The 22,373-nt window shown below is 62.5% G+C and carries 24 protein-coding genes; 11 read left to right on the forward strand and 13 right to left on the reverse strand.

What is annotated here, in order from left to right; translation table 11 throughout:
* Positions 1–2: 2 nt before the first annotated feature.
* The 8 genes from gspN to gspG form a co-directional block, all read right to left on the reverse strand.
* Positions 3–899, reverse strand: coding sequence for a type II secretion system protein N (gene gspN / locus AC1DYS_RS24525; protein WP_477904021.1), 897 nt, complete (start codon positions 897–899; stop codon positions 3–5).
* Positions 899–1,414 (reverse strand): type II secretion system protein M, encoded by a 516-nt coding sequence (locus AC1DYS_RS24530; protein ID WP_477904023.1) that lies wholly within the window; start codon positions 1,412–1,414, stop codon positions 899–901. The genes gspN and AC1DYS_RS24530 overlap by 1 nt, the downstream gene beginning before the upstream one ends.
* Positions 1,411–2,667: a type II secretion system protein GspL gene (gene gspL / locus AC1DYS_RS24535; protein WP_477904025.1), complete on the reverse strand. Its 1,257-nt coding sequence runs from the start codon at positions 2,665–2,667 to the stop codon at positions 1,411–1,413. The genes AC1DYS_RS24530 and gspL overlap by 4 nt, the downstream gene beginning before the upstream one ends.
* 111 nt (positions 2,668–2,778) lie before the next feature.
* Positions 2,779–3,738 (reverse strand): type II secretion system minor pseudopilin GspK, encoded by a 960-nt coding sequence (gene gspK, locus AC1DYS_RS24540; RefSeq protein ID WP_477904027.1) that lies wholly within the window; start codon positions 3,736–3,738, stop codon positions 2,779–2,781.
* The gene (locus tag AC1DYS_RS24545) at positions 3,735–4,385 is read right to left on the reverse strand and encodes a PulJ/GspJ family protein (RefSeq protein ID WP_477904029.1); all 651 of its coding nucleotides are present in this window, start codon (positions 4,383–4,385) and stop codon (positions 3,735–3,737) included. The genes gspK and AC1DYS_RS24545 overlap by 4 nt, the downstream gene beginning before the upstream one ends.
* A gap of 2 nt (positions 4,386–4,387) precedes the next feature.
* Positions 4,388–4,759, reverse strand: coding sequence for a type II secretion system minor pseudopilin GspI (gspI, locus tag AC1DYS_RS24550; RefSeq protein WP_477904031.1), 372 nt, complete (start codon positions 4,757–4,759; stop codon positions 4,388–4,390).
* On the reverse strand, positions 4,756–5,325 hold the full coding sequence (locus AC1DYS_RS24555; RefSeq protein ID WP_477904033.1) for a pilus assembly FimT family protein: 570 nt from the start codon (positions 5,323–5,325) through the stop codon (positions 4,756–4,758). Before AC1DYS_RS24555 ends, gspI begins: the two co-directional genes overlap by 4 nt.
* Positions 5,252–5,692, reverse strand: coding sequence for a type II secretion system major pseudopilin GspG (gene gspG, locus AC1DYS_RS24560; protein ID WP_047490932.1), 441 nt, complete (start codon positions 5,690–5,692; stop codon positions 5,252–5,254). Before gspG ends, AC1DYS_RS24555 begins: the two co-directional genes overlap by 74 nt.
* 48 nt (positions 5,693–5,740) lie before the next feature.
* Between gspG and AC1DYS_RS24565 the strand changes: the two genes are divergently transcribed.
* Entirely contained in the window at positions 5,741–6,346 is a 606-nt protein-coding gene (locus AC1DYS_RS24565) for a type II secretion system protein N (protein ID WP_477904036.1), read from the forward strand.
* A 22-nt stretch (positions 6,347–6,368) separates the two neighbouring features.
* On the opposite strand, the gene AC1DYS_RS24570 is transcribed toward AC1DYS_RS24565, so the two are convergent.
* Entirely contained in the window at positions 6,369–7,433 is a 1,065-nt protein-coding gene (locus AC1DYS_RS24570; protein ID WP_047490926.1) for a nicotinate-nucleotide--dimethylbenzimidazole phosphoribosyltransferase, read from the reverse strand.
* 114 nt (positions 7,434–7,547) lie between these two features.
* A complete protein-coding gene (ilvA, locus tag AC1DYS_RS24575) occupies positions 7,548–9,116 on the reverse strand; it encodes a threonine ammonia-lyase, biosynthetic (RefSeq protein ID WP_477904038.1) in 1,569 nt (522 codons plus the stop codon).
* Between the two features lie 317 nt (positions 9,117–9,433).
* On the opposite strand from ilvA, the gene AC1DYS_RS24580 reads away from it, so the two are divergent.
* Complete coding sequence (locus AC1DYS_RS24580; protein WP_477904040.1) at positions 9,434–9,856, forward strand: OsmC family protein; 423 nt, start codon at positions 9,434–9,436, stop codon at positions 9,854–9,856.
* Between the two features lie 15 nt (positions 9,857–9,871).
* Here the strand turns inward: AC1DYS_RS24580 and coq7 are convergent, their stop codons facing one another.
* Positions 9,872–10,525 (reverse strand): 2-polyprenyl-3-methyl-6-methoxy-1,4-benzoquinone monooxygenase, encoded by a 654-nt coding sequence (gene coq7 / locus AC1DYS_RS24585; RefSeq protein ID WP_477904042.1) that lies wholly within the window; start codon positions 10,523–10,525, stop codon positions 9,872–9,874.
* Positions 10,526–10,770: 245 nt separating this feature from the next.
* Between coq7 and AC1DYS_RS24590 the strand changes: the two genes are divergently transcribed.
* From AC1DYS_RS24590 to AC1DYS_RS24615, 6 genes are all read left to right on the forward strand, one after another.
* A complete protein-coding gene (locus AC1DYS_RS24590) occupies positions 10,771–11,811 on the forward strand; it encodes a porin (protein WP_477904044.1) in 1,041 nt (346 codons plus the stop codon).
* 109 nt (positions 11,812–11,920) lie between these two features.
* Positions 11,921–12,904, forward strand: a complete 984-nt coding sequence (locus tag AC1DYS_RS24595) for an ABC transporter permease (RefSeq protein WP_477904046.1) — start codon at positions 11,921–11,923, stop codon at positions 12,902–12,904.
* 20 nt (positions 12,905–12,924) lie between these two features.
* The gene (locus AC1DYS_RS24600; protein WP_477904048.1) at positions 12,925–14,499 is read left to right on the forward strand and encodes an ABC transporter substrate-binding protein; all 1,575 of its coding nucleotides are present in this window, start codon (positions 12,925–12,927) and stop codon (positions 14,497–14,499) included.
* Positions 14,500–14,548: 49 nt separating this feature from the next.
* Positions 14,549–15,463 carry an ABC transporter permease gene (locus tag AC1DYS_RS24605; RefSeq protein ID WP_477904050.1) on the forward strand — a complete coding sequence of 305 codons (915 nt, stop codon included), beginning with the start codon at positions 14,549–14,551 and terminating at the stop codon, positions 15,461–15,463.
* A 4-nt stretch (positions 15,464–15,467) separates the two neighbouring features.
* Positions 15,468–16,445, forward strand: a complete 978-nt coding sequence (locus AC1DYS_RS24610) for an ABC transporter ATP-binding protein (protein WP_477904052.1) — start codon at positions 15,468–15,470, stop codon at positions 16,443–16,445.
* Positions 16,442–17,434, forward strand: a complete 993-nt coding sequence (locus AC1DYS_RS24615; protein WP_477904054.1) for an ABC transporter ATP-binding protein — start codon at positions 16,442–16,444, stop codon at positions 17,432–17,434. The genes AC1DYS_RS24610 and AC1DYS_RS24615 overlap by 4 nt, the downstream gene beginning before the upstream one ends.
* Before the next feature lie 2 nt (positions 17,435–17,436).
* Here the strand turns inward: AC1DYS_RS24615 and lptM are convergent, their stop codons facing one another.
* Positions 17,437–17,622, reverse strand: a complete 186-nt coding sequence (gene lptM / locus AC1DYS_RS24620) for an LPS translocon maturation chaperone LptM (protein WP_477904056.1) — start codon at positions 17,620–17,622, stop codon at positions 17,437–17,439.
* Between lptM and cyaY the strand changes: the two genes are divergently transcribed.
* On the forward strand, positions 17,621–17,983 hold the full coding sequence (gene cyaY / locus AC1DYS_RS24625; protein ID WP_477904058.1) for an iron donor protein CyaY: 363 nt from the start codon (positions 17,621–17,623) through the stop codon (positions 17,981–17,983). The two genes, lptM and cyaY, sit on opposite strands and share 2 nt — an antisense overlap.
* A gap of 22 nt (positions 17,984–18,005) precedes the next feature.
* On the opposite strand, the gene AC1DYS_RS24630 is transcribed toward cyaY, so the two are convergent.
* A complete protein-coding gene (locus tag AC1DYS_RS24630) occupies positions 18,006–20,369 on the reverse strand; it encodes a penicillin-binding protein 1A (RefSeq protein WP_477904060.1) in 2,364 nt (787 codons plus the stop codon).
* Positions 20,370–20,674: 305 nt separating this feature from the next.
* Here AC1DYS_RS24630 and AC1DYS_RS24635 point away from each other — a divergent pair, with 305 nt between their 5' ends.
* Both AC1DYS_RS24635 and AC1DYS_RS24640 read left to right on the forward strand, forming a co-directional pair.
* Positions 20,675–21,712, forward strand: a complete 1,038-nt coding sequence (locus AC1DYS_RS24635) for a pilus assembly protein PilM (protein ID WP_477904179.1) — start codon at positions 20,675–20,677, stop codon at positions 21,710–21,712.
* Entirely contained in the window at positions 21,709–22,365 is a 657-nt protein-coding gene (locus AC1DYS_RS24640; protein ID WP_477904062.1) for a PilN domain-containing protein, read from the forward strand. The genes AC1DYS_RS24635 and AC1DYS_RS24640 overlap by 4 nt, the downstream gene beginning before the upstream one ends.
* Positions 22,366–22,373 lie beyond the last annotated feature (8 nt).

Below are 22,373 nucleotides of genomic sequence, written 5' to 3' on the forward strand. Positions count from 1 at the left end.
GCTTATCCGATCGAAATAACAGACACGGCGCCGTTGCGCCGCCCGATGATGTTGAGCAGGTTGTTCAGGGCGGCCTCATCGGCTTCGGTGGCGGCGCGGGCTTCGCCGCGGAACCGCACTCCATTGGGGCCGGCAGTGCCCTCACCTGTCAACTGCAGGGCGCCATCGAGCGTGCTCAGGCGCAGCTGGGTCGGCGCCGCCGGGCTGCCCGAGACGCTGAAGCGGTAGCTGCCCAGCGGCTCGAGGGTGGACACGCGGGACGAGGCGCCGATCATCTCGATATCGGCCTGGCCGTCGATGATCCAGCGGCCTTGCACCCATTCCATCTTCAAGCCGGTGGTGGAGACGAGACGCAGCGAGCCGCCCAATTGCAGCGTGTTCCAGGGCGTGCCCATGCCGCCGAGGAAGGAGCCTGGCCACTGGCCGATCCAGTCAGGCTTGGGCGCCAGCGTGATCGAGAAACGACCCAGGCCGGGCTTCACCAGCAGGTTCACCGAGCTGTTGAGGCAGCAAGCCTGCCGCAGGCGCAACTCGAAGCCCAGGCCCTTGAACCCGAGCGACCATTCAATCCGGCCCGGCAGCGCGCTCGCGTCCCGGCTGCCCGGCCCGCCGGTGAGCACGGCCACGGCACTGCCGGACCAGATGGTTCCGCGCGCGTCGGCAAGCTGCACACGCTGGCCGGTGGCGCTCGACACCGCACCGGCCAACCAGGTGGCCGGCGCAAAGACGATGAGGCCGATCAGGAGACCCAGCAAGGCGCCCGTAAGAGCCCAGCGCGATGCCGCATTGCGAGATTTCTCCCAGGCCAATTCGGCGAATGACGACTCCTGCCACTGCGTGGAGACGGCGCTGGAGGCAAAACGGCGCTTGAGGCCGCGGCGTGGCAGGGCACGTGCCATCACTGACCTCCGCCGATGCTGACCACCAGCGTGCCGGCGTAGCCTTGCGGGCCGCGCGTGAGCCGCGCCTCGATCGGGCGGGCGCGGGCGCCGCTGCGTGCTTCCGTCAGCCAGGCGCGCAGTCCGTCGCCGGTGACGCCGTTGAGTGTGAGCGTGGCGCGATCGCCTTGCATGTTGATGCGGCCTTTGTCGCCAAGGCGGTCGGTGGCTGACTTCAGCGCCAGTGCGGCCTGTGTGGCCGCCACCGGCGCCGCCCCGCGCAGGTCGCGCGCTTCGGCGGCCAGGCGCTGCATGGATTGCAGCTGTGCATCGAGCGCGTCGATCTGGGCGGGCGTTTCACGCAGAGTGCGCAGGGCCGGTCCCACGGCGATCATCCACAGTACCGCGATGCCGATCGCGATGCCCGCCAGCGTGAGGCCCAGGCGCTCGCGCGGGGGCAGGGCACGCCAGCGCTCGGATGCTTCGGTGCTCAACGCCTTGACCGGCGTCGGCAGGTTGACCTTGCGGCCGATCATGGTGTGCGCCCCGCGTTGGAGTTGGAAGTAGAGCGGCTCATGACGACATTTCCGTTGACGGCTTCGATCTGCCAGCCGCGAGGCTGCAGCTGATTGCGGAATTGATCGATCTGCGATGGGTCCCAGCCGGCGGCTGAGAGCGTCAGCTTGCCGGGCTCGTAGCTCAACCCGTCGACGGCGGGCCGGTCGCCGGGCCAGGCCGACGCAGCTGCCTGCAGCATGGGCTCGAGGTCGGCTTCACCGGGCTTGCCGGCGGCAGCGCGCAGGGTGTCGGTCTCGCGCTGCATCTGCAGCGGCGCGTCGAGCACGCCGCGCACCTGGGGGTGCGCGCTTTGCAGCAGCTTGACCATGGCTTCACGCTTGGTTTCGATGGTGCGGTGCTGATGGGCGGCCCACAGGTTGAGCCCCAGCACCTGCACCACCACCAGCGCCACCAGCCCGTAGCGCATGGGCTTCCAGGCGGGGTTCAAGAACTGCCGCCACACGTCGCGCAGCGCCCGCGTGCCGCGGTTCTTCCGGGCCAGCCCGAATTGGCGCAGGTTCCACAGCGAGCGCGAGGCCTGCAGCGCGCGCTGCGGCCAGTCCATCACCGTGACCGGCACGCCAAGCCAGCGCTCGGCCGCCGCGGCCGTCGCTGGTGTCGCGCTCCAGCGCACCCCTTCGGGCAAAGGGTTGGGCAGCAGCGAGCGGGCCAGGGTGCCCTGCAGGCTGATCTGGGCCACGCCGTCGGGATGAGCCCAGGTCAGCGTGGCGCCTTGCGAGGCGTCACCGAGTTCTGCGAAGTGGCCGGTCGGCGGCTCGTCGGGCCACGACATCGGCACCACGCGGTCGATGAACACATGGGCCTTCTCGAGCATGGCGAGTTCGCTGGTCAACCAGGCGCGGTCGACCACGGCCACCCAGGTCGGCTCGCCAGCCGTGGCGTCGGGGGCGACGGCGATGTGCACGCTCGCGGCTTCTTCCAGCAAGGCTTCTTCCAGCACGCCGATGAGCGCGGCCGGCAGGCGCGCTGCTGGCGCCTTGGGGAGGGTGATGCGGTGCCAGCTCACATCGGAATCTGCCAGCACGGCCACCGCACCGGCGGCCTTGGGCAGCAAGGCAATGGAACAGCGGCCCTGCGACGAGAGTGCCAAGCCGTCGGGGCTCAGGGCATACGGGTACTCGGTGCTGAGGCCGCTTTCGGACGCAACTTGGCCCGGGTTGCGGGCCTGCAACCTGGCGCGTGATGGGATTTGGACGACGAGCGTGCTCATACAGGATGCGAGGGTAGCGGAAATGTAAGTGAGCGGCCGTACAAACCCACCCGAATCAAAGGCTTGCGGCGTTTTCTTGTAGTGCTTGTTGCAACGGGTTTCGTTATGAACTCAGCGGCCGCTGTCGTTCGAGCTGACGCGCTCGGTGCTCAGCACGTTGATGGTTCGCGCACTGCGCTCCACCAGCGAGCGCTGTTCCAGCACGCGGTCCGAGAGTCGGAGGCGCCCGCGCACCTCGAAGTACCGAGACTCCCAGTTCACCCCCTGCAGGTCCTCCAGCTTCACACCCGGCAATTGGCTCTGGATGTCCTGTGCCTTCTTGAAAGGCGTGCGCTGGCGGTACTGAACGAGGCGTTCGGCGTCCCCGACGTTGAGCCCCGGGATGGCTGCGGCGATCACTTCACGGCTGGCGGTGTTGATGTTGACCTTGGTGGCTTCGGGCAGCAGCACGATGTGCGGCTCAAGGCGTTGCAGGGCCTGTGGATCGATCCCCAGCCAAGTGAGTTGCGAGACGCGCTTGGGCACCAACGGCGGATCGGCTGGCGCGCCCGGCGTACCCGGCGTGGCGTAAGCGGCCTTGAGTCCGTTGGCCAGCAGATCGGCGACCGCAGGTGTGATGTTCACGTTTTCGCAAAGCCTGCGAAGGATCACCTGGTCGGGTAGCGAGATCTGGCCGCTGGCATCGACCAGATTGCGAAGGTTGAAGCGAGATTGCGCGTCGGTGATGGTGCCCGAGAGGAACGCCTCGGGGCCGTCGTCGGTGTTGTCCTTGTCGGCGGCGAGAAAGGTCGACAGGCGGGCTTCAGCCAACGGCACGGCCCACGGCTCGCCGAGGTGATCGACATGGCCTGCCGAGGGGCGGGCATCTTCTTTCAGAATGAGGCCGGCCCAATCGAGCGCGCCGGAGAGAATCCACGCCGATTGCGAGCGCGCTCGTTCGGCTGTCTCGGTCTGCACCGCGCGCCACTGCTGCCACACCATCGACACAGCGAGCGTCGCCACCAGAGTGACGATGATCATGGCCAGCAACAGGGCTGCGCCACGCTGGCGATTGCGCAGGGCTTGCGTCATTGCGGACCCAGCGCGATCTCTCGCGTCATGCTGCCGTTGAAGCCGCTGCCTTCGCCAAAACTGAGCACGACGCGAACGCCTTTGAGCGGGTCGACAACCGACGTGCCTCCGGCCGGCACGACGCCCGGCTGAGTCGTCGTGGTGCCTGCGCTCGACTGGCAATTGCTCCACGCCGACCCGCGGTAGCAGTAGGCCTGCCACTCCGTGATGCCGGTGAGCGTGCGAAGCTGGCCCGTCTCGTTGCCGATGAACTGCTGGCTCGTGAGCCAGTTGTCTTGCAGGGCACGCGTGCTCGTGACGGCCGGCCCCGCCCAACGCAGCCAGGTGCCCCCGCGCAACGACCACACGACGAGTTGCAGGCCCTCGGGGACGCGCCGTGTGAGGCGCATCGAGATGCCGTCGAAGCTGGGCAGTGTTTGCGGCAGCGCGCCGCTGTCTTGCGAGGCCTGAAGGTCCTGTTCGAACTGCGCCAACACGGTGTTGAGGCGCAGCAGCTGCTCGAGCCGTGCCTGGCTAGCAGCACGGGTGTTGACGATGCCGTCGACACCTTGCCACGCCATCATCGCTAGGATGGCCATGATCATCATCGCGACGAGCACTTCAATGAGCGTGAAACCGCGCGGCTTCAAACGTGAGGGCGTTCGCACGGTCAACGGCCCAGCACTGTCGACAAGGTGAGCACAGGCCGATCGTTTTCGTTGGAAATCTGAGCGTCGGCCCGCAGGAAGTTCGGGTTCGGTGTGCGGCGCGAAACCAGCTTGCCCTTGTACGAAACACCCAGTTGCTCGCAGGTGAACTCGATCTCGGTGGGCACCTGGAAGAACTTCGTCAGCCGGAGTTCTGTGAGCTGGTTCTCGGCGCACCATTGCGCCGAAGTGACCTCGATCATTCGCTGTGCGTTGTCGGCCAGCGCGCCCGCGGCCTTCATGCCCGCACCGAGCGTGACGGCCACGATGGCGAGCGCCACCATGACCTCGATCAGCGTGAAGCCTCGCTGGGAGCGCGGGATGCGGCGCGTCATGGTTTCGGCGCGGCGTCGTTGTCGACGACGACAAACGGCCCGAGGCCATCGGTTGCCAGGGCGAGACGCTGGTCTTCGAGCCGCAGGATGATGCGCTGCGGCGCAATCATGGGCTCCGGCCCGAGCAGCACGGCGCGCGCCCCGACGATCTCGGCCGACACGCCGTTGCCCAGCCAGTGGTTGGGGAAGTCGGCGGTGTTGATGACGCCGACAAATCGGAAGCCTTCATCGGCATCAGCCGTCGTATTGGCATTGGCTTCGGCAGCGTGCGGTTCCCAGCGAACAGATATGCCAGAGGCGCGCGATTCGGCGCGCGCCGATTCGAGAAGTGCCACAAGGCGTGCTGCTTCGTTCTCGAGTTGCGTGCCCGCGGGGTCGCGCAGCGCCAGGCTCATCAGGCCGGATGCGATGGCGATCAGCGTCACCACCACCATCAGTTCGATGAGCGTAAAGCCCGCCTCGCGACGGACACCTACGCGGCCGCCCCGGGATTTACTGCCAGGAGCCGATTTCAGCGTCTTTGCCTTCGCCACCGATCTGGCCGTCGGCACCCAAGCTGTACACATCGATCTCGCCTTTCACGCCGGGGTTGGCGTACTGGTAGGGCCGGCCCCAGGGGTCGTTCTGAAGCTTGGGCACATAGGGCTTCCAGTTGGGGGGAATGGCGCCCACCGTGGGCTTGGCCACCAGGGCTTGCAGCCCTTGTTCGCTGGACGGGTAGCGCTGGTTGTCGAGCTTGTAGAGCTTGAGCGCCTGCATGATGTTGTTGACGTCGGTACGGGCGGCAGTAACGCGCGCGTCATCGGCGCGGTCGAGCACGTTGGGGGCAATCAGCGCCGCCAGCACGCCGATGATCACCAGCACCACCATCAGTTCGATCAGGGTGAAGCCGCGGGCTTGGCGCGGTGCGTGAAGCTTGGCGAAAGATTTCATGACAGGCATGGGTGGCGTACGGTTAAGGCGTTGAATCATAATCGTCCGATGATTGCGCGATTGTCAGCTTTCGTGATTTGGGCTTTGGTGGCTTTGGCGACCGTGTTCTGGGGCATGCGTTTTCTCGTGCGCCCGGATCCGGTACCGATGAATGCCGTCGTTGTCAGTGAATCCGCCCCGGTGCGCGGGGACCTCTCTCGCCTGCTCGGTGCGGAACCGGTGGCTGCGGTGGCCGCCGCGCCCGCGATGAGCAGTCGTTTTCGTCTTCTTGGGGTGATGGCGGCTAAAGCCAGCCCAGAGGGCATGACACCTGGGGTAGCGCTCATTTCCATTGATGGCAAGCCGGCGCGTGCGTTCACCTCGGGTGCTCGTGTCGAAGATCAATTGGTGTTGCAGAACGTGAGTCTGCGCAGCGCTTCGATTGGATCGGCGCAGGGTGGTTCCGCCTTTACGTTGGAGATTCCCGCCTTGCCTGCCCCGGCCACTGGGTCATTGCCCAAGCTTGCGGTCGAAGGGGCGTCAACGGCGGCGCCGGTTCCACCGGTGCCAGCCATGGCTCAGCGGCCGATGCCGGCCAATGAAGCCCCGCCGCCGCAGCCGCCTGGTCCCCGCATGCAGCGGCCGGGCATGGGCAACCCGAACTCGTCGCGCTGATCGTCGGGTTGAAGCTTGCCGCCTAGAGGCGGCCAGGGCCTGAAGGCGGCATGTCGGCGGGCTGCGACGGCCCGGCGTCTTCGCCTTCCGCCACTTCAGTCAGCAACGCAGCAGAACTCTGTACCAACGGGAAAGCCAGCGTGGCACCGGTGCCGTCGGTGCTCTCCATGCCCAACTCGAGCAGGGCTAGCGTCTTGAACAAGCCAAGCGTGACCGACAGGCCAGGATGGCCGTGGCTGCGGCAGAACACGCAATAGTCGGTGACGGTGGGCGCGATGCGTGCGGCCACGAGCAGCGCGGCACAGGCCGGCATGCCGTCGACCATGATGAGGCGCCGCTTGCTGGAAGCGACGAGCATCACGCCGACCATCATCGCAATCTCGAAGCCGCCAAAGGCTGCCAGAACCTCGACCGGATCGGTCAGTTCGCGATGGCGAGCCTGGGCGGTTTGCAGCACCATCATCAGCCGGCCTTCGTCCTCGGGCGTCAATGTGGGCGACATCACGAGGTTGTGCACCGGCTCGCCGGACAGCGCTGCCAGCACCAGCGCGGCGCTTTCGTGCGAACCCACGCCGACACCGGCGCAGGCGATGAGGTTGCCTGCCATCGAATCGGCGATCTCCATGCCGGCACGGATGGCGGCATGAGCCTGATCGAGCGTCATGGCCATGTTGACGCGTGAGTTGCGCGTGCCATGGGCGATCTTGCGGGCGAGCAGCCGAGGATGCGGGGCGACGGGTTCAGCCACGCCGCAATCGACGACGCTGAGTTCCATGCCCTGGATGCGCGCGAACACCGAGACCGGGAGCTGCGACGTCAACAGGCTTTGCACCAAGCGCGCTGTGGGCGGCTGGCCGGCTGCACTGATGCCGTCGACCGCCAATCCATGATCCGACGCGAACAGGGCAATCTGCGGCGCCTTGAAGCGGGGCTTGAGGGAGTTTTGAACGAGGCCCAGGCGCACCGCCAGAGGCTCGAGTTCGCCGAGCTTGCCTGTGGTTTCGCTGCGCCGCTTCAGCTTGTCACGCAATGCCCGCTCGAGCAGCGGGTTGGCGGTGGGAGCGATGAGCGATCGGCTGACAGGCATGGGCGGCGTCTGAGAATCAGGGCGCTGAAGTGGGCGGTGGCACCGCCGCAATTGGCAGTGCCCAGGGCGGGATTGTGAGGCAGCGCTACCAGCGGGCGCAATGCAGGCTGCGTTTCAGCGAAGAAACAATTGGTAGGCGGGGTTCTCGGTCTCGTCAACCCAGGGGTACGTGAGCCCCTCCAAAAACGTCTTGAACGCTTTCTTGTCGCCCTTCGGCACTTGGATACCCACGAGGATGCGGCCGTAGTCGGCTCCCTGATTGCGGTAGTGGAAGAGGCTGATGTTCCAACTCGGGTGCATGCTGGAGAGGAACTGCATCAACGCGCCTGGCCGTTCTGGGAATATGAAGCGAAAGAGCCGCTCGTCGCGCGCGAGTTCGCTGCGGCCACCCACCATGTGCCGCAGGTGCTGCTTGGCAAGTTCGTCGTGGGTCAGGTCGACCGTCGCGAAGCCGTGTTTGGCGAAACTGCGAGTCAGTTTGTCGGACTCGCTGCGGTTGCTTGTGGCGAGGCCAACGAACACGTGGGCCTTCTTCTCGTCGGAGATCCGGTAGTTGAATTCGGTGACGCTGCGCGGGCCGATCAGCTCGCAGAAGCGCTTGAAGCTGCCGCGCGCCTCGGGGATGGTGACGGCGAAGACGGCTTCACGTTCTTCGCCGACCTCGGCGCGCTCGGCGACGAAGCGCAGCCGATCGAAATTCATGTTGGCTCCGCAGGTGATGGCCACCAGCGTCTTGCCCTTGAGCTTGTGGGTTTCCACGTACTGCTTGATCGCGGCGACGCCGAGGGCGCCTGCCGGCTCCAGGATGCTCCGCGTGTCCTGGAAGACGTCCTTGATGGCGGCGCATACGGCGTCGGTATCGACGATGACAAAGTCATCAACAAGCGCGCGGGTCAGGCGGAAGGTTTCCTCACCCACGAGCTTGACCGCGGTACCGTCGGAAAACAGGCCGACGTCGTTCAGCTGAACACGTTTGCCGGCCTTGACCGAACGCACCATGGCGTCGGAATCGATGGTCTGCACGCCGATGACCTTGATCTCCGGTCGCACCGATTTGATGTACGCCGCTACGCCTGAAATCAGGCCGCCTCCTCCGATGGCAACGAACACGGCGTCAATCGGTGCCTGGTGCTGGCGCAGGATCTCGACGGCAATGGTGCCTTGTCCGGCAATGACCTCAGGATCGTCGAAGGGGTGAACGAAGGTCAGCGCGTGCTCGCGCTCGAGTTCAAGCGCGTGAACATAAGCGTCGGAGTAGCTTTCTCCATGCAGAATCACCTCGCCACCCAGTGCGCGAACCGCGTCAATCTTGAGCTTAGGCGTGGTGACCGGCATCACGATCAAGGCCTTGCAGCTCAGTTTATGTGCGCCGAGGGCGACGCCTTGGGCATGATTCCCGGCGGAGGCGCAGATGACGCCCCTTTTGAGTTGAGCGGCGCTGAGGCCGGACATCTTGTTGTAGGCGCCGCGCAGCTTGAAGCTGAACACGGGCTGCGTGTCTTCGCGCTTGAGCCAGACCTGGTTGCCTAGGCGCTTTGACAGGTTCTTGGCCAGATCGAGAGGGGTCTCCATCGCGAYGTCATAGACACGCGCCGTCAGAATCTTTTGCAGGTAGCCGGCGAGGCTAAGTTCAACTTTGTTTTTGGAACGGAGGGGCTTGGAGGAACTTGCGGAGCCGGTCATGGCGTTTCCTGCGGCATGTGGAGCGTGTCTTGGGGCGCCGGATCATACGGCCCGCTTGCATGCACTTCCGTAAACCGCTGACCCAGAAAAAAACCCAAGGCATTGCTGCCTTGGGTTGAATCCACCAATTGGAGGAGGTGGAGGAGACAAACGGTTGGTGGAGCGGAACGAAACACGCTGAACACCAGTGCGGCAAGTATATCTGCGCGCATGTTGCGCCGCAATAATTTCTATGCATAAGCATGGACGGGGAGTGCATTCTTCTCAGAACGCACAATTGCCCGCGTGGAGAAGGCATTTAGCAAATGGAGCGAGCGATGGAATGCACGGTGAACTGGGTGGCGGCGAGCGGAATGGCCTTCATGGCCGAAACCGGGAGCGGCCATGTGCTGATGATGGACGGCGCGCCGGACGGTGGCGGGCGAAATCTAGCACCGAGGCCTATGGAAACCGTGCTGGCCGGCACCGGCGGGTGCACGGCCTACGACGTGGTACTCATCCTGCAACGCGGCAGGCACCAGGTGAAAGGCTGCCAAGTAAAGCTGACCTCAGAACGGGCAGCGACGGATCCTAAGGTGTTCACCAGCATCCGCATGCACTTCATCATCACTGGAAAGGACCTGCCTGATTCGGCTGTGCAACGCGCCATCCAGATGTCGCACGAGAAGTATTGCTCGGCGAGCATCATGCTGGCCAAGACGGCCGAGATCAGCACGAGTTACGAGATCATTGAGGGTTGAAAGCCCGATGTTCGATCAGATGTGGTGCGCCGTCGTCGTCATGACTTTGGCGGCGATGCGCATTCCCCAACGCACCAGCAGGGGCAACTTCGCTGCTCCGGCGTTTTGAGCTTGGGCGCCATGGCGGGCTTCATCTTCCTTCATTTGCTGCACGATGGCTCGGGACGCCCCATCAGCAGCTGGTAAGCGATCCAGATGCGTAGCCAGGTGTTGTTCGACTTGAGACTCCGTTTCGACGACAAAGCCCAAGCTGACTCGATCCCCTAGGCGCCCAGCCACCCAGCCCAACCCGAATGCCCCGGCGTACCAGAGCGGATTCAGAAGGCTCGGTCGCGCATTCAGTTCGCGCAGACGCTGCTGTGTCCAGGCAAGGTGGTCGGTCTCTTCGCGCGCAGCCTCACGAAAACTTGCGCGCAGCTCCGGGTTTCGCGTGGCCAGAAATTGAGCTCTGTATAGCGCTTGCGCGCAAACCTCACCCACATGATTCACCCGCATCAATGACGCTGAAAGCTTGGCCTCAACGGCATCCAACGACGGTTGCGAGTTGGCGGCTTGAGGCGGCGGTCGTGTTGCGGCGGTCACCCCCGAGAGAGTGCGCAAGGCGCCGTCTGCTGCGCTGAGCCAGTCGTCGACGATTGAGTGCGGCTGCTTGCCGTGATGTGAGTTCATTGCCCCCGAGATTACCCTAGTAAAGACTATATTTTGCTTTGGTTTGAAGCGCCAATCATGGGTGATTTAGGACCCAGGCGTGTCCTTATCGCTCGTTGTTAGGCGACAACATTTGGTGCTTATCCCCGGTGCGTGCCCAGAAGCGCTCTGATGCAATACATCCAACTTCCGCTGAGGAGTTCGGCCTGGCCGCCCAAAGGAGACGGGCTGCCCGGGACCCTTATTCAACCTAGGAGATAGTCGCAATGAAAAAATCTCTTCTCGCTCTTGCTGTGTTGAGCGCCTTCGCCAGTGTTGCGTCAGCTCAATCGTCGATCACGATTTCCGGGATGATCGATGAAGGCGTTGTCAAAGGCAACGGCGGTACTGCTGTCAACAACGGTGCAAATGGGCTCTCCAAGGCTTATACCGTCAGAGACAACGGTCCAGGTTCGCGCATTGTCTTTCGCGGCAATGAAGACATGGGCGGAGGTTTATCGGCTCAGTTCTTCCTTGACCATCGGTTCGCCCCTGATACCGGGAACATTGGGTCATCGACGACACCGTCGACCATTTTCTGGTCTGGCAACTCCTGGGTTCAGTTGACCAGTGCACAGGCCGGCAGCGTCTATCTGGGCCGCAACTACGCGCCTGCCTTCTGGGTAAATTTGAAAACCGACCCCTTCGGTTATGGTGGTATTGCGCAAGTCGGTGCAAAGGGTTGGGCTGGATACACGGGACCTAGTGGCGTGCGATACGCCAATACTGTGGGTTACAAGACACCTAACCTGGGGGGATTCACGGCCAACGCAGCCGTTGCCGCCGGCGAAGCAGCCACCAATCGCGAGCAAGGCATCAATGCTGAGTACACGGCGGGTCCGATTTACCTGGGCATCTCCTATGACAAGATTACGGGGCACATCGCTTCCACCGTCGCCGCGCCCAGCGGAGATGGGGCTTCCTTGATCAACGTAGGCGCAGCCTATGACTTCAAGTTCATGCGCCCGATTGTCTATTTCGCGCGTTCGAAGACGGGGCCTGGTAGTTCGGCCACGAACAAATACGCGCATATCGCGATAACCGCTCCTGTCGGCCCTGGTGTTGTGAAGGCGCTTTACAGCAAGCTTGACCCTGAAGGCACTGTGACTGGGGTGCAGACCGCTGGTCTGAAGCAGACCAAGATCGGTGTCGGCTACGACTACTTCTTCAGCAAGCGCACCCGGGTCTATGCCGAGGTCTCACAAGGCAAGGAAGACACCCGTACCAACAACAACGCCTGGGCCCTTGGCGCTCGCCACGAGTTCTGATCGATTGCTTGCGCTTCACGCGCAGGCTTGAACTTCAGGCCGCCTCCGGGCGGCCTTTTTCATGGTGGGCGCGGTAAATGCTCTGGGTCCTTGTACAACTGCGCACCACATGCTCGCCTTCATCCTTCGCCGCGTTGCACAAGCCATTGCCGTCATGCTGGCGGTGGCATTCATTGCCTTCATGCTCTTCCAGTACGTGGGTGACCCCGTCACCAACCTGTTGGGGCAAGACGCCACGCCAGCGCAACGCGATCAACTGCGCGCCGATCTGGGGCTGGACAGGCCATTCCCGCTGCAGTTCGCAAGGTTCGTCGGGAATGCACTGCAAGGAGAGTTCGGCCTCAGCCTGCGCCAGGGACGCAAGGTCTCGTCTCTGTTCGCCGAACGATTCCCGGCAACCCTTGAGCTCTCTGTCGTGGCGGCGCTCCTCGCATTGCTTCTGGGCCTTCCGATGGGCGTCTACGCTGCCTTAAGGCGTGGCAGCTTCATGTCTCAGCTCTTGATGACCTTGTCGCTGCTCGGCGTCTCTCTGCCCACCTTCCTGATCGGCATCCTCCTGATCCTGGTTTTTGCGGTGTTGCTGCAGTGGCTGCCCAGCTTTGGCCGTGGTGAGTTGATCGATCTGGGAGGATGGGCCACGGGCTTCCTGAGCGTCGACGGCTGGAAGCATCTCGTGTTGCCGGCTACCACGCTGGCGGTGTTTCAGCTCACCCTCATCATGCGTCTCGTGCGCGCCGAGATGCTGGAGGTCTTGCGCACCGACTTCATCCGTTTTGCACGAGCCCGCGGTCTGCCGAATCGTGTGGTGTATTTCGGGCACGCCTTGAAGAACACCCTGGTGCCGGTGATCACCATCACGGGCCTTCAGCTGGGCTCGCTGATTGCTTTCTCCATCATCACCGAGCAAGTCTTCCAGTGGCCGGGGATGGGTCTGCTGTTCATTCAGGCGGTAACTTTTGCCGACATTCCGGTGATGGCCGCCTACCTGTGTGTGATCGCTCTGGTGTTCGTCTCGATCAACCTCGTCGTTGATCTGCTGTACTTCGTGGTGGACCCGCGCCTGCGTGCCGAACCTGGCAGCAAAGTGCATTGACACCTCATTCCCACAAGGAGATGGCGATGAAATTGAAATCTCGGTTGCTGGCGCTGGCCTGCGTTTCTGCGTTCGGCTGGGCTCACGCGGTGACACTGCGTGTCGCCAATCAGGGCGATGCGCAATCGATGGATCCCCACTCACTCAACGAGTCGCTGCAACTCACCTTCACCAACAACATCTACGAGCCGCTGGTGGCGCGAGACAAGCAGCTGGCCCTCACGCCGGGCCTTGCGACCAAGTGGACACAGACCAAGCCGACGGTGTGGCGCTTCGAGCTCAGGCGCAACGTGAACTTCCAAGACGGCACGCCGTTCACGGCCGACGACGTGGTCTTTTCGATCAACCGCGCAGCCGGGCCGGGCTCCGACATGCAGAGCTACACGTCGTCGTTCAAGGAAGCACGCAAGATCGATGCGTACACGGTCGAGATCGAAACCACGACGCCGTTTCCCATCCTTCCTGACTCGCTCACCAATCTCTACGTGATGAGCAAGAAATGGTGCGAGGACAACAAGGCGACCATCCCTGTCGACCGGCGCAAGGGCATCGAAAACGCGGCCAGCTTCCGCGCCAATGGCACAGGGCCATATCGATTGAAGGAGCGTCAACCGTCGTCGCGCACGGTTCTGGTTCGCAACGGAACCTACTGGGGAAAGGTGGACGGCAACGTCGACGAAGTGATCTTCACGCCTATCGGCAACGCGGCGACGCGGGTTGCCGCGTTGCTGTCGGGCGAGATCGACCTGATGGAGCCGGTGCCTCTGCAGGATGTTGCGCGCATCAAGGCTTCCCCCAATCTCAAGGTCATGCAAGGGCCGGAGCTTCGGACGATCTTTCTCGGCATGGACCAGAAGCGCGACGAACTGCTCTTCTCCAACGTCAAGGGCAAGAACCCGTTCAAGGACAAGCGGGTGAGGCAGGCCTTCTACCAGGCGATCGACATCGAGACCATCAAGACGCGTGTGATGCGCGGTGCATCGTTGCCCACGGCGCTGATGGTGGGCCCGGGCGTCCGCGGCTTCTCGGCGGAACAGAACAAGCGCCTGCCGTACGACGTCGACGCTGCCAAGAAGCTGATGGCCGACGCTGGATATGCAAGCGGTTTCGAGGTCGGCCTGAACTGTCCCAACGACCGCTACGTCAACGATGCGGACATCTGCCAGGCGGTGGCCGCCAATCTTGCGCGCATCGGGGTGAAGGTGAATCTGCAGACCGAGACCAAGACCACCTACTTTCCGAAGATCCTGCGGCGCGACACGAGCTTCTATCTACTCGGTTGGACGCCGAGCACCTACGACGCCCACAACGCGCTTTCGTCTCTGATCGCCACGCCCAGCGACAAAGGCCAGGGTCAATTCAACCTGGGTGCCTACAGCAACCCCAAGGTGGATGAACTCACGGTCATGATTCAGGGCGAAACAGACCAGGCCAAACGCAACGCGATGATCAAGGAAGCATTCGACCTGCACAGCCAGGACATCGGCCACTTGCCTTTGCACCAGCAGGCGCTGGCGTGGGCGATGAAGAAGAACATCGATCTCACCCAGTTGCCGGACAACTACATGCCCTACCGATGGGTCACCGTGAAGTGATCGGTACCCAGAGTCGGCTCAGGTCATTCCGACGACCAGAGGGTGCTGCATGAGCAGCGATGTGCTGGCGCGCTTCTTCGGAGGGGACGTCTGGTACAGCTTCAGGCGATCGCCCCTGGCGATCGCCTCGGCCACAGTGGCGCTCTTCTGCGTGGTGTGCGCTCTATTTGCCGACTGGGTAGCGCCCCACAACCCGACTGACCTCGCCACGCTGGAGTTGGCCGACGCATTGATGCCGCCTGCCTGGCTGCCTGAGGGGAAGGCCAAGTACCTCTTCGGAACCGATGCGCAAGGCAGAGACATTCTTTCCGCGTTGATGTACGGCACGCGCATCTCTCTTGCCGTGGGCATCGCCTCAGTGCTGGTCTCGATGCTGGTGGGCGTGACCCTGGGCCTGGTGGCCGGGTTCGTCGGTGGCCGCACCGACGCCTTCATCATGCGGATCTGTGACGTGATGCTATCGTTCCCCGCGATCCTGGTGGCCCTGCTCGTGGACGGGGTGGGGCGCGCGCTCTTCCCCCAAGCGCACGACACGCTGGCTTTTGCCGTGCTGATCGTCGCGATCTCTTTGACCGGTTGGGTGCAATACGCGCGGACGGTACGCGGCTCGACGCTTGTGGAGCGCAACAAGGAGTACGTACAGGCGGCACGGGTCATCGGCGTGCCGCCGCTGCGCATCATGCGCCGGCATGTGCTGCCCAACGCGTTGGGTCCGGTGACGGTGCTCGCCACCATTCAGGTAGCGTCGGCAATCATCATCGAAGCCACCCTCTCGTTCCTAGGGGTCGGCATGCCCGTCACGTCACCGTCGCTCGGCACGCTGATCCGTGTGGGCAACGACTTCCTGCTTTCGGGCGAGTGGTGGATCACCATCTTTCCGGGCGTCGTGCTTGTGATGGTCGCGCTGAGCGTGAACCTGCTGGGCGACTGGTTGCGCGACGCCCTGAATCCTCGGCTCCGCTGAACCCATGACTTCGCCCTTGCTCGAAGTCAGGAACCTCCGCGTCGAGTTTCCGTCGCGTCACGGCACCTTGCTGGCGCTCGACGACATTTCGTTCGACATCGCGCCGGGTGAAATCCTCGGTGTTGTGGGCGAGTCAGGCGCAGGCAAATCGCTCACCGGCGCGGCCATCATCGGCTTGCTTGATCCGCCCGGCCGGGTGGCTGGCGGTGAGATTCGCTTCGAGGGCCGGCGGATCGACAACTTGCCGTATGAAGAAATGCGCAAGCTCCGAGGCCGCTACATCGGCGCGATCTTCCAAGACCCGTTGACGTCACTGAACCCGCTGTACACCGTGGGGCGCCAACTGACCGAAACGATTCGAACTCACCTGCCACTCAACGCGGCGCAAGCTCGCGAGCGGGCCATTGGCTTGTTGCAAGAGACCGGCATCTCCGCCGCGGCGGAACGCATCGACCAGTACCCACATCAGTTCTCCGGAGGCATGCGGCAGCGCGTCGTGATTGCCCTTGCGCTGGCAGCCAACCCCAAGCTCATCGTGGCGGACGAGCCGACCACCGCACTCGACGTGTCGGTGCAAGCGCAGATCATTTCGCTGCTCAAACGCCTGTGCAAGGAGCATGGCGCTGCGGTGATGCTGGTGACGCACGACATGGGCGTCATCGCCGAAACTTGTGATCGCGTGGCAGTGATGTACGCCGGCCGCCTGGCTGAGATCGGCCCGGTACAGGCCGTGATCCACAAGCCGGCGCACCCCTACACCGCTGGGCTGATGGGCGCGATACCGGCGATGGCTGAAGACCGTGAACGCCTGTTGCAGATTGACGGCGCCATGCCTCGCCTCACGGCCATCCCGGCCGGGTGCGCATTCAACCCACGCTGCCCTCGCGTGATGGATCGTTGTCGCGTTGAGCGACCTGAGTTGCTGGATGCGAGCGCCACACGCGCCGCCTGCTGGCTTCACGATGTGGGCGTCGCGTCATGAGCACGCTGGTCGAAGTACGCGATCTGGCCAAAGGCTTCGACGTATCGGCGCCGTGGCTAAACCGTGTCATCGAACGCAGGCCCCGCCAGTGGGTGCATGCGGTGGATGGGGTGAGCTTCTCCATTGAGCGGGGGAAGACGCTGGCGCTCGTAGGCGAATCGGGCTGCGGCAAGAGCACCGTTGCGCGTTTGCTCGTGGGCCTGCACAGCGCCAGTGCAGGCGAAGTGCTCTTCGATGGGCAGAGCATCGCCAGCACACTGGTTGGTCCGCAGGCGCTTGCCGTGCGCCGACGCATGCAGATGATTTTTCAGGACCCATACGCGAGYCTGAACCCGCGTTGGAAGGTCCGCGGCATCATTGGCGAGCCGCTGACCGAGCACGGCTTGGTTCGCAACGATGCGGAGCTGAAGGACCGTGTCGTCGAACTGCTGCAATCGGTCGGGCTGGCGGCTGCCGACATGGACAAGTTCGCGCATCAGTTCTCGGGCGGCCAGCGCCAGCGGGTGTCGATTGCGCGAGCCTTGGCTACTCAGCCGGAGTTCCTCGTGTGCGACGAGCCGACGTCGGCTCTTGATGTGTCGGTACAGGCCCAGGTGCTCAACATCATGAAAGACCTGCAGCGCAGCCGCGGTCTGACCTATCTGTTCATCTCGCACAACCTCGCCGTGGTCCGCCATGTGAGTGACCATGTGGGCGTGATGTATCTGGGGCGGGTGGTCGAATTGGCTGACAAGGCCTCGCTGTTTGCGACGCCGCGCCATCCTTACACGCGGATGCTGCTGGATGCGATCCCGGACATCGCGATGAGCGGCCGTTCGCGAACGCCGGTGCAAGGCGAGGTGCCGAATCCGCTCAACCCCCCGACGGGCTGTTCATTTCACCCACGCTGTCCTCACGCGAATGAACGGTGCCGACAAGAGCGGCCGGCCCTGCTGCAGATTCGGGGCGTGCGCATCGCTTGCCACGCGGTGGAAGAGGGGCGTGTCTGACCTCAGCGCGGGGTGGACGCGGCCGATGCCGATGAGTGCGCGTGTGGTGTCGTCAGCGTTAGTGGCCCTTTCTGGCCGCAGCCTGACAGGAGCACCACCGCCAGCAAAGAGCCTACTGTCGTCAGTCGCATGGACCGGGCCGCTACACTGAATTTCGGTTTCCACATGCAAAGAATTCTAGCGGCCATGTCTGTCGAACTTACCCCCACATCACTCACCGACACCGAGTTCCACGCGTTGGCGAATTCGGTTCTGCTATCGGTTGAAGCCACTGTCGACCGCTGGCTGCAAGACGACGTGGTGGATATCGACAGCCATCGCACAGGCGGCTTGCTCGAACTGAGCTTCCCCAACGGCAGCAAGCTTGTCCTGAACACCCAGCCTCCGTTGCACGAGTTGTGGCTCGCGGCACGCTCGGGTGGTTATCACTACAAGCATGTGAACGGGCAATGGCTCGACACCCGCGAGGGGCGGGAGTTCTTCGATTCGTTGTCTGCGTGTGCCAGCGAGCAGTCGGGGCTGGCGCTGCGATTTGTGCCGCCAGTCTGAGAACGGGCTTGTCTGCCCTCGATCAGCGCTTGAACAGATCGAGGATGCTCTTCTTCTCTTCTTCGCTGGGTGCCGTGGGCAGTTTGTCGTCCAGGCCCAGGCTGCTGACGCCGTTGCCGTGGGTGAATTCTTCGTAGTACCACTCGCCGCCGAGGTTCACCAGTCCTTCGGGAGCTGAGGGCTCCTCGACCGGCACGCCCTTCAGGGTCTGCGACATGTAGTCGATCCATACCGGCAGCGACAGACCTCCGCCGGTTTCGCGATCACCGAGCTTGCGCGGGTTGTCGTAGCCGATCCACACGACGGCTACCACACTGCGCTGGAAGCCGGCGAACCAGGCGTCCATTGAATCATTGGTGGTACCGGTCTTGCCATAGATGTCGGGCCGCTTGAGTGTGCCTTGCGCTCGGGCGGCAGTGCCAGAGCGAGTGACTTCCTGTAGCAGGCTGGTCATCACGAAGGCGTTGCGCGCATCCAGGGTGCGGTTGTCGCCGTTCAGGAGCTGTGGCTTGGCTTCGTTCAGCACCCGGCCCTTGGCGTCGGTGACCTTGCTGATGAGGAACGGGTTGATGCGAAAGCCCCCGTTCGCGAAGACGCCATAGGCCGACGCCATCTGGAGCGGCGTTGCCGATCCGGCACCGAGAGCCATCGTGAGATATGCCGGATGCTTGTCGGCATCGAACCCGAAACGCGTGACCCAATCTTGCGCATACGCGGGAGTGATGGACTGCAGGATGCGGATGGAAATCATGTTCTTCGATTTGGCCAAGCCGCGGCGCATCGACATTGGGCCGTCAAAGGTGCCGTCGTAGTTCTTGGGTTCCCAAGGCTGGCTGCCGGTGGTGCCTGCGTCGAAGAACAGCGGGGCATCGTTGATCACGGTTGCTGGTGTGAAGCCCTTTTCTAACGCAGCCGAGTAGATGAAGGGCTTAAAGCTGGAGCCGGGTTGCCGCCATGCCTGCGTCACGTGGTTGAACTTGTTCTTGGCGTAGTCGAAACCGCCGACCATCGTGCGCACGGCACCGGTACGCGGGTCCAGCGACACAAACGCGCCTTCCACTTCAGGGAGTTGGGTGATTGACCAGTCACCCTTGGGTCCTTTGACCATCCGGATCACTGCGCCACGCCGAATCTGCGTCTTGGGGTTGCCCTTTTCGGCGAGCCCAGAGGTCACGGGCTTGAGGCCCTCGCCCGTCACCGTGATCGACTCACCGCTCTGAAGCACGGCCACCACCTTGCGCGGGCTGACTTCAAGCGCCACCCCGGCGCGAAGTTCATCGTTGTCTGGATGCTCGTCCAGCGCTTCAGCAATGCGAGTGTCTACTTCCTTCAGGTTGGCCGGCAGGTCGATGTATGCCTCGGGTCCACGGTAGACCTGACGGCGCTCGAAATCGAGGATGCCCTTGCGCAACGCGTGATAGGCCGTCGTCTGCTCGGCAGAGTTCAACGTCAGGAAGATGTTGAGACCGCGGTTATAGGCCTCATCGCCGTATTGGCTGAAGATCATCTGACGGGCCGCTTCTGCCACGTACTCGGCATGGACCGCAACCTCCGAGGGCGTCCGGTACTTCAGCGGCTGGCTTCGGGCGGCATCGTGCTGCTCGGTGGTGATGAAGCCGTTCTCCAGCATGCGGTCGATGATGTACTGCTGACGGACGGTCGCCCTTCGCGGATTGGTGATCGGGTTATACGCGGACGGCGCCTTCGGCAGGCCGGCAAGCATGGCAGCCTCGGCGATGGAGATGTCCTTCAGTGGTTTACCGAAGTAGACCTCGCTCGCAGCGGAGAAGCCATACGCCCGCTGCCCGAGGAATATCTGGTTCATGTAAACCTCGAGAATCTGCTCCTTCGTGAGCAGGCTCTCGATCTTCAGCGCCAGCAGCACTTCGTAGATCTTGCGGGTGAAGGTCTTCTCGGTCGACAAGTAAAAATTGCGTGCCACCTGCATCGTGATGGTCGAAGCGCCTTGACTGCGCGATTCGGCAAACTGGGCAAGGCCGGCACGCAGCACACCCTTGTAGTCGACGCCGCTGTGCTGATAGAAGCGAGCGTCCTCGATCGCCAACACCGCCTGCTGCATCACCTTGGGAACCTGCGAGATCGGCGTGAAGTTGCGCCGCTCTTCGCCAAACTCACCCAGCAAGACGCCGTCCGATGAATAGATGCGCATCGGCAGCTTGGGCCGGTAATCGAGCAGCCCGCTGATCTCAGGGAGATTTGGATAGGCCACGGCCAACGCCAAGCCAGCCAACATGGCGACCATGAGCACCCCTGCCACCAAGAGACCTACCAGCCAAGCCGAACCGCGGGCCAGCAAGCGCGCCCATGAAGGCAGTGATGCACGGTTGTGGGACGAGGACGCCCCCGCTCGCTCGGATTCGCTCATGGAACTCCAACAAAAGTCGAAATGATTATAGGAAGCGGCTGGGTCCAAGCCGTGGATCGTGAACTCTTTGGCAGGTTGCTAAGGAGGCCATCAGGGTTGACCCGCAAGTGCCAATTTTTGGCACCCATTCACGTCTGCGTTTCGCAACGAGCCGAGGTTGTGAAAATTGGAAATATCTTTGTTGCACAAAGACTTTACTGCTAGCATTGAAGTAACTTCTTAACAGTTCCAGCGTACAAAAAAGCACGTTGGGAGAGGGCGTCGTGAGCTTCCTTGACTTGTTGTTGGGCCGCAAACATTCACCGATGATCGGCTTGGACATCAGTTCTTCCAGCGTCAAGTTGGTCGAGCTGGGGCAGAGCGCATCCGGTGAATATGTGTTGGAGCGTTTCGCGGCAGAGAGCTTTGAAAAAGGCTGGATCACCGATGGCCAGATCGAGAAATTCGATGAGGTGGCCGACGCCGTTCGGCGTGTTGTCACCAAGAGCGGCACCAAAACCAAGCAGGTCGTGATGGCCATGCCCCAATCTGCAGTGATCACTAAAAAGATCATGTTGCCGGCGGGATTGCGCGAGGAAGAGTTGGAGCTGCAGGTCGAATCCGAGGCGAACCAGTACATTCCGTTTTCGCTCGATGAAGTCAGTCTTGACTTCTCTGTAATCGGGCCCAGCCCTACCTCGGTTGGGGACGTGGAGGTGCTGATTGCGGCGTCGCGCAAAGACCGCGTCCAGGACCGTCAGGGTCTCGCTGAGGCTGCGGGCTTGAAGCCAGTAGTGCTTGACATCGAATCGCACGCTTCTCGTCTTGCCATGGGCCGACTCATTGAGGCGCTGCCCAATGAAGGCAAGGACGCACTCGTCGCGCTGTTCGAAATTGGCGCTGATACCACGAGTTTGAAGGTGCTGCGTGACGATGAAATGCTGTACGACCGTGATCAAGCATTTGGTGGCTCCCAGCTCACGCAACTGATCTCACGTCAGTACGGCTTCTCATTTGAAGAGGCTGAGCAGAAGAAGCTTGCTTCAGATCTGCCTGAAGACTACGAGGCATCGATCCTGGCGCCCTTTGTCGACAGTTTGTCCCAAGAGATTGGCCGGGCGTTGCAGTACTTCTTTACCAGCACGCCACACCACAAGGTGCACTACGTGATGCTTGCGGGTGGCACGGCTACTCTGCCTGGTCTGAAGGATCGGGTGACCGAGTTGACCGGTTTTGCGTCGATGGTGGTGAATCCTTTTGACAACATGAAGCTTGGCTCGGCTGTACGCGAGAGCAAGCTTCGTCGCGAGGCGCCTTCATATCTCACGGCTTGCGGGTTGGCGATGCGGAGGTTCCTGCAGTGATCTTGATCAACCTGCTCCCGCATCGGGAAGAGAAGCGTAAGCGGCGCAAGGCCGCGTTCTTCCTTGGGCTTGGCTTGGCCGCTGCTGCGGGGCTTGCGGTCGTTGGTATGTGGTACTTGGTTCTGCAGCAGATGACTACGAGTCAGCAGCAGCGAAATGAGTTTCTAACGGCCGAAATTCGCAAGCTTGAAGTGCAAATCAAGGACATCGCAACCTTGCGCGCTGAGATTGATGCCCTCAAGGCTCGGCAAAAGGCAGTCGAGGATCTTCAAATCGATCGCAATATTCCTGTGCATGTGCTGAACGAACTGGTCAAGCAAACACCAGAAGGTATTTACTACAGCACTGTCAAACAGGACGGGCAAGTGCTTAACCTAGCGGGTATCGCGCAGACGAATGAGAGAGTGTCTGAGCTGCTTCGCAACACCGGTAATAACTCGGAGTGGGTCACTCGGCCAGAGTTGGTCGAGATCAAGGCGGCAACGCTTCAAGCAGCGAACAAGGAGCAGAAGCGCCTGTTTGACTTTTCGATGCGAGTTTCGATTAAGCGACCCCAAGATGTAGATGCTAAGGCCGCCGCGGCAGCTTCGGGAGTCGTGGCTTCTCAATCGGTTGCTGCCAGTGCCGTGGCAGCGAAGTCGCCGAAGCCCTGAAGGTATTG

This window comes from Rhizobacter sp. P2_G4, assembly GCF_056403575.1.

Bases quoted from the DNA above. Each gene is read 5' to 3' on its own strand.
- gspN (WP_477904021.1), bottom strand. From the start codon at position 899: ATGGCACGTGCCCTGCCACGCCGCGGCCTCAAGCGCCGTTTTGCCTCC.
- AC1DYS_RS24530 (WP_477904023.1), bottom strand. From the start codon at position 1,414: ATGATCGGCCGCAAGGTCAACCTGCCGACGCCGGTCAAGGCGTTGAGC.
- gspL (WP_477904025.1), bottom strand. From the start codon at position 2,667: ATGAGCACGCTCGTCGTCCAAATCCCATCACGCGCCAGGTTGCAGGCC.
- gspK (WP_477904027.1), bottom strand. From the start codon at position 3,738: ATGACGCAAGCCCTGCGCAATCGCCAGCGTGGCGCAGCCCTGTTGCTG.
- gspI (WP_477904031.1), bottom strand. From the start codon at position 4,759: ATGACGCGCCGCATCCCGCGCTCCCAGCGAGGCTTCACGCTGATCGAG.
- AC1DYS_RS24555 (WP_477904033.1), bottom strand. From the start codon at position 5,325: ATGTGTACAGCTTGGGTGCCGACGGCCAGATCGGTGGCGAAGGCAAAG.
- gspG (WP_047490932.1), bottom strand. From the start codon at position 5,692: ATGAAATCTTTCGCCAAGCTTCACGCACCGCGCCAAGCCCGCGGCTTC.
- AC1DYS_RS24565 (WP_477904036.1), top strand. From the start codon at position 5,741: ATGATTGCGCGATTGTCAGCTTTCGTGATTTGGGCTTTGGTGGCTTTG.
- AC1DYS_RS24570 (WP_047490926.1), bottom strand. From the start codon at position 7,433: ATGCCTGTCAGCCGATCGCTCATCGCTCCCACCGCCAACCCGCTGCTC.
- AC1DYS_RS24580 (WP_477904040.1), top strand. From the start codon at position 9,434: ATGGAATGCACGGTGAACTGGGTGGCGGCGAGCGGAATGGCCTTCATG.
- coq7 (WP_477904042.1), bottom strand. From the start codon at position 10,525: ATGAACTCACATCACGGCAAGCAGCCGCACTCAATCGTCGACGACTGG.
- AC1DYS_RS24590 (WP_477904044.1), top strand. From the start codon at position 10,771: ATGAAAAAATCTCTTCTCGCTCTTGCTGTGTTGAGCGCCTTCGCCAGT.
- AC1DYS_RS24595 (WP_477904046.1), top strand. From the start codon at position 11,921: ATGCTCGCCTTCATCCTTCGCCGCGTTGCACAAGCCATTGCCGTCATG.
- AC1DYS_RS24600 (WP_477904048.1), top strand. From the start codon at position 12,925: ATGGCGATGAAATTGAAATCTCGGTTGCTGGCGCTGGCCTGCGTTTCT.
- AC1DYS_RS24605 (WP_477904050.1), top strand. From the start codon at position 14,549: ATGAGCAGCGATGTGCTGGCGCGCTTCTTCGGAGGGGACGTCTGGTAC.
- AC1DYS_RS24610 (WP_477904052.1), top strand. From the start codon at position 15,468: ATGACTTCGCCCTTGCTCGAAGTCAGGAACCTCCGCGTCGAGTTTCCG.
- cyaY (WP_477904058.1), top strand. From the start codon at position 17,621: ATGTCTGTCGAACTTACCCCCACATCACTCACCGACACCGAGTTCCAC.
- lptM (WP_477904056.1), bottom strand. From the start codon at position 17,622: ATGGCCGCTAGAATTCTTTGCATGTGGAAACCGAAATTCAGTGTAGCG.
- AC1DYS_RS24630 (WP_477904060.1), bottom strand. From the start codon at position 20,369: ATGAGCGAATCCGAGCGAGCGGGGGCGTCCTCGTCCCACAACCGTGCA.
- AC1DYS_RS24635 (WP_477904179.1), top strand. From the start codon at position 20,675: ATGATCGGCTTGGACATCAGTTCTTCCAGCGTCAAGTTGGTCGAGCTG.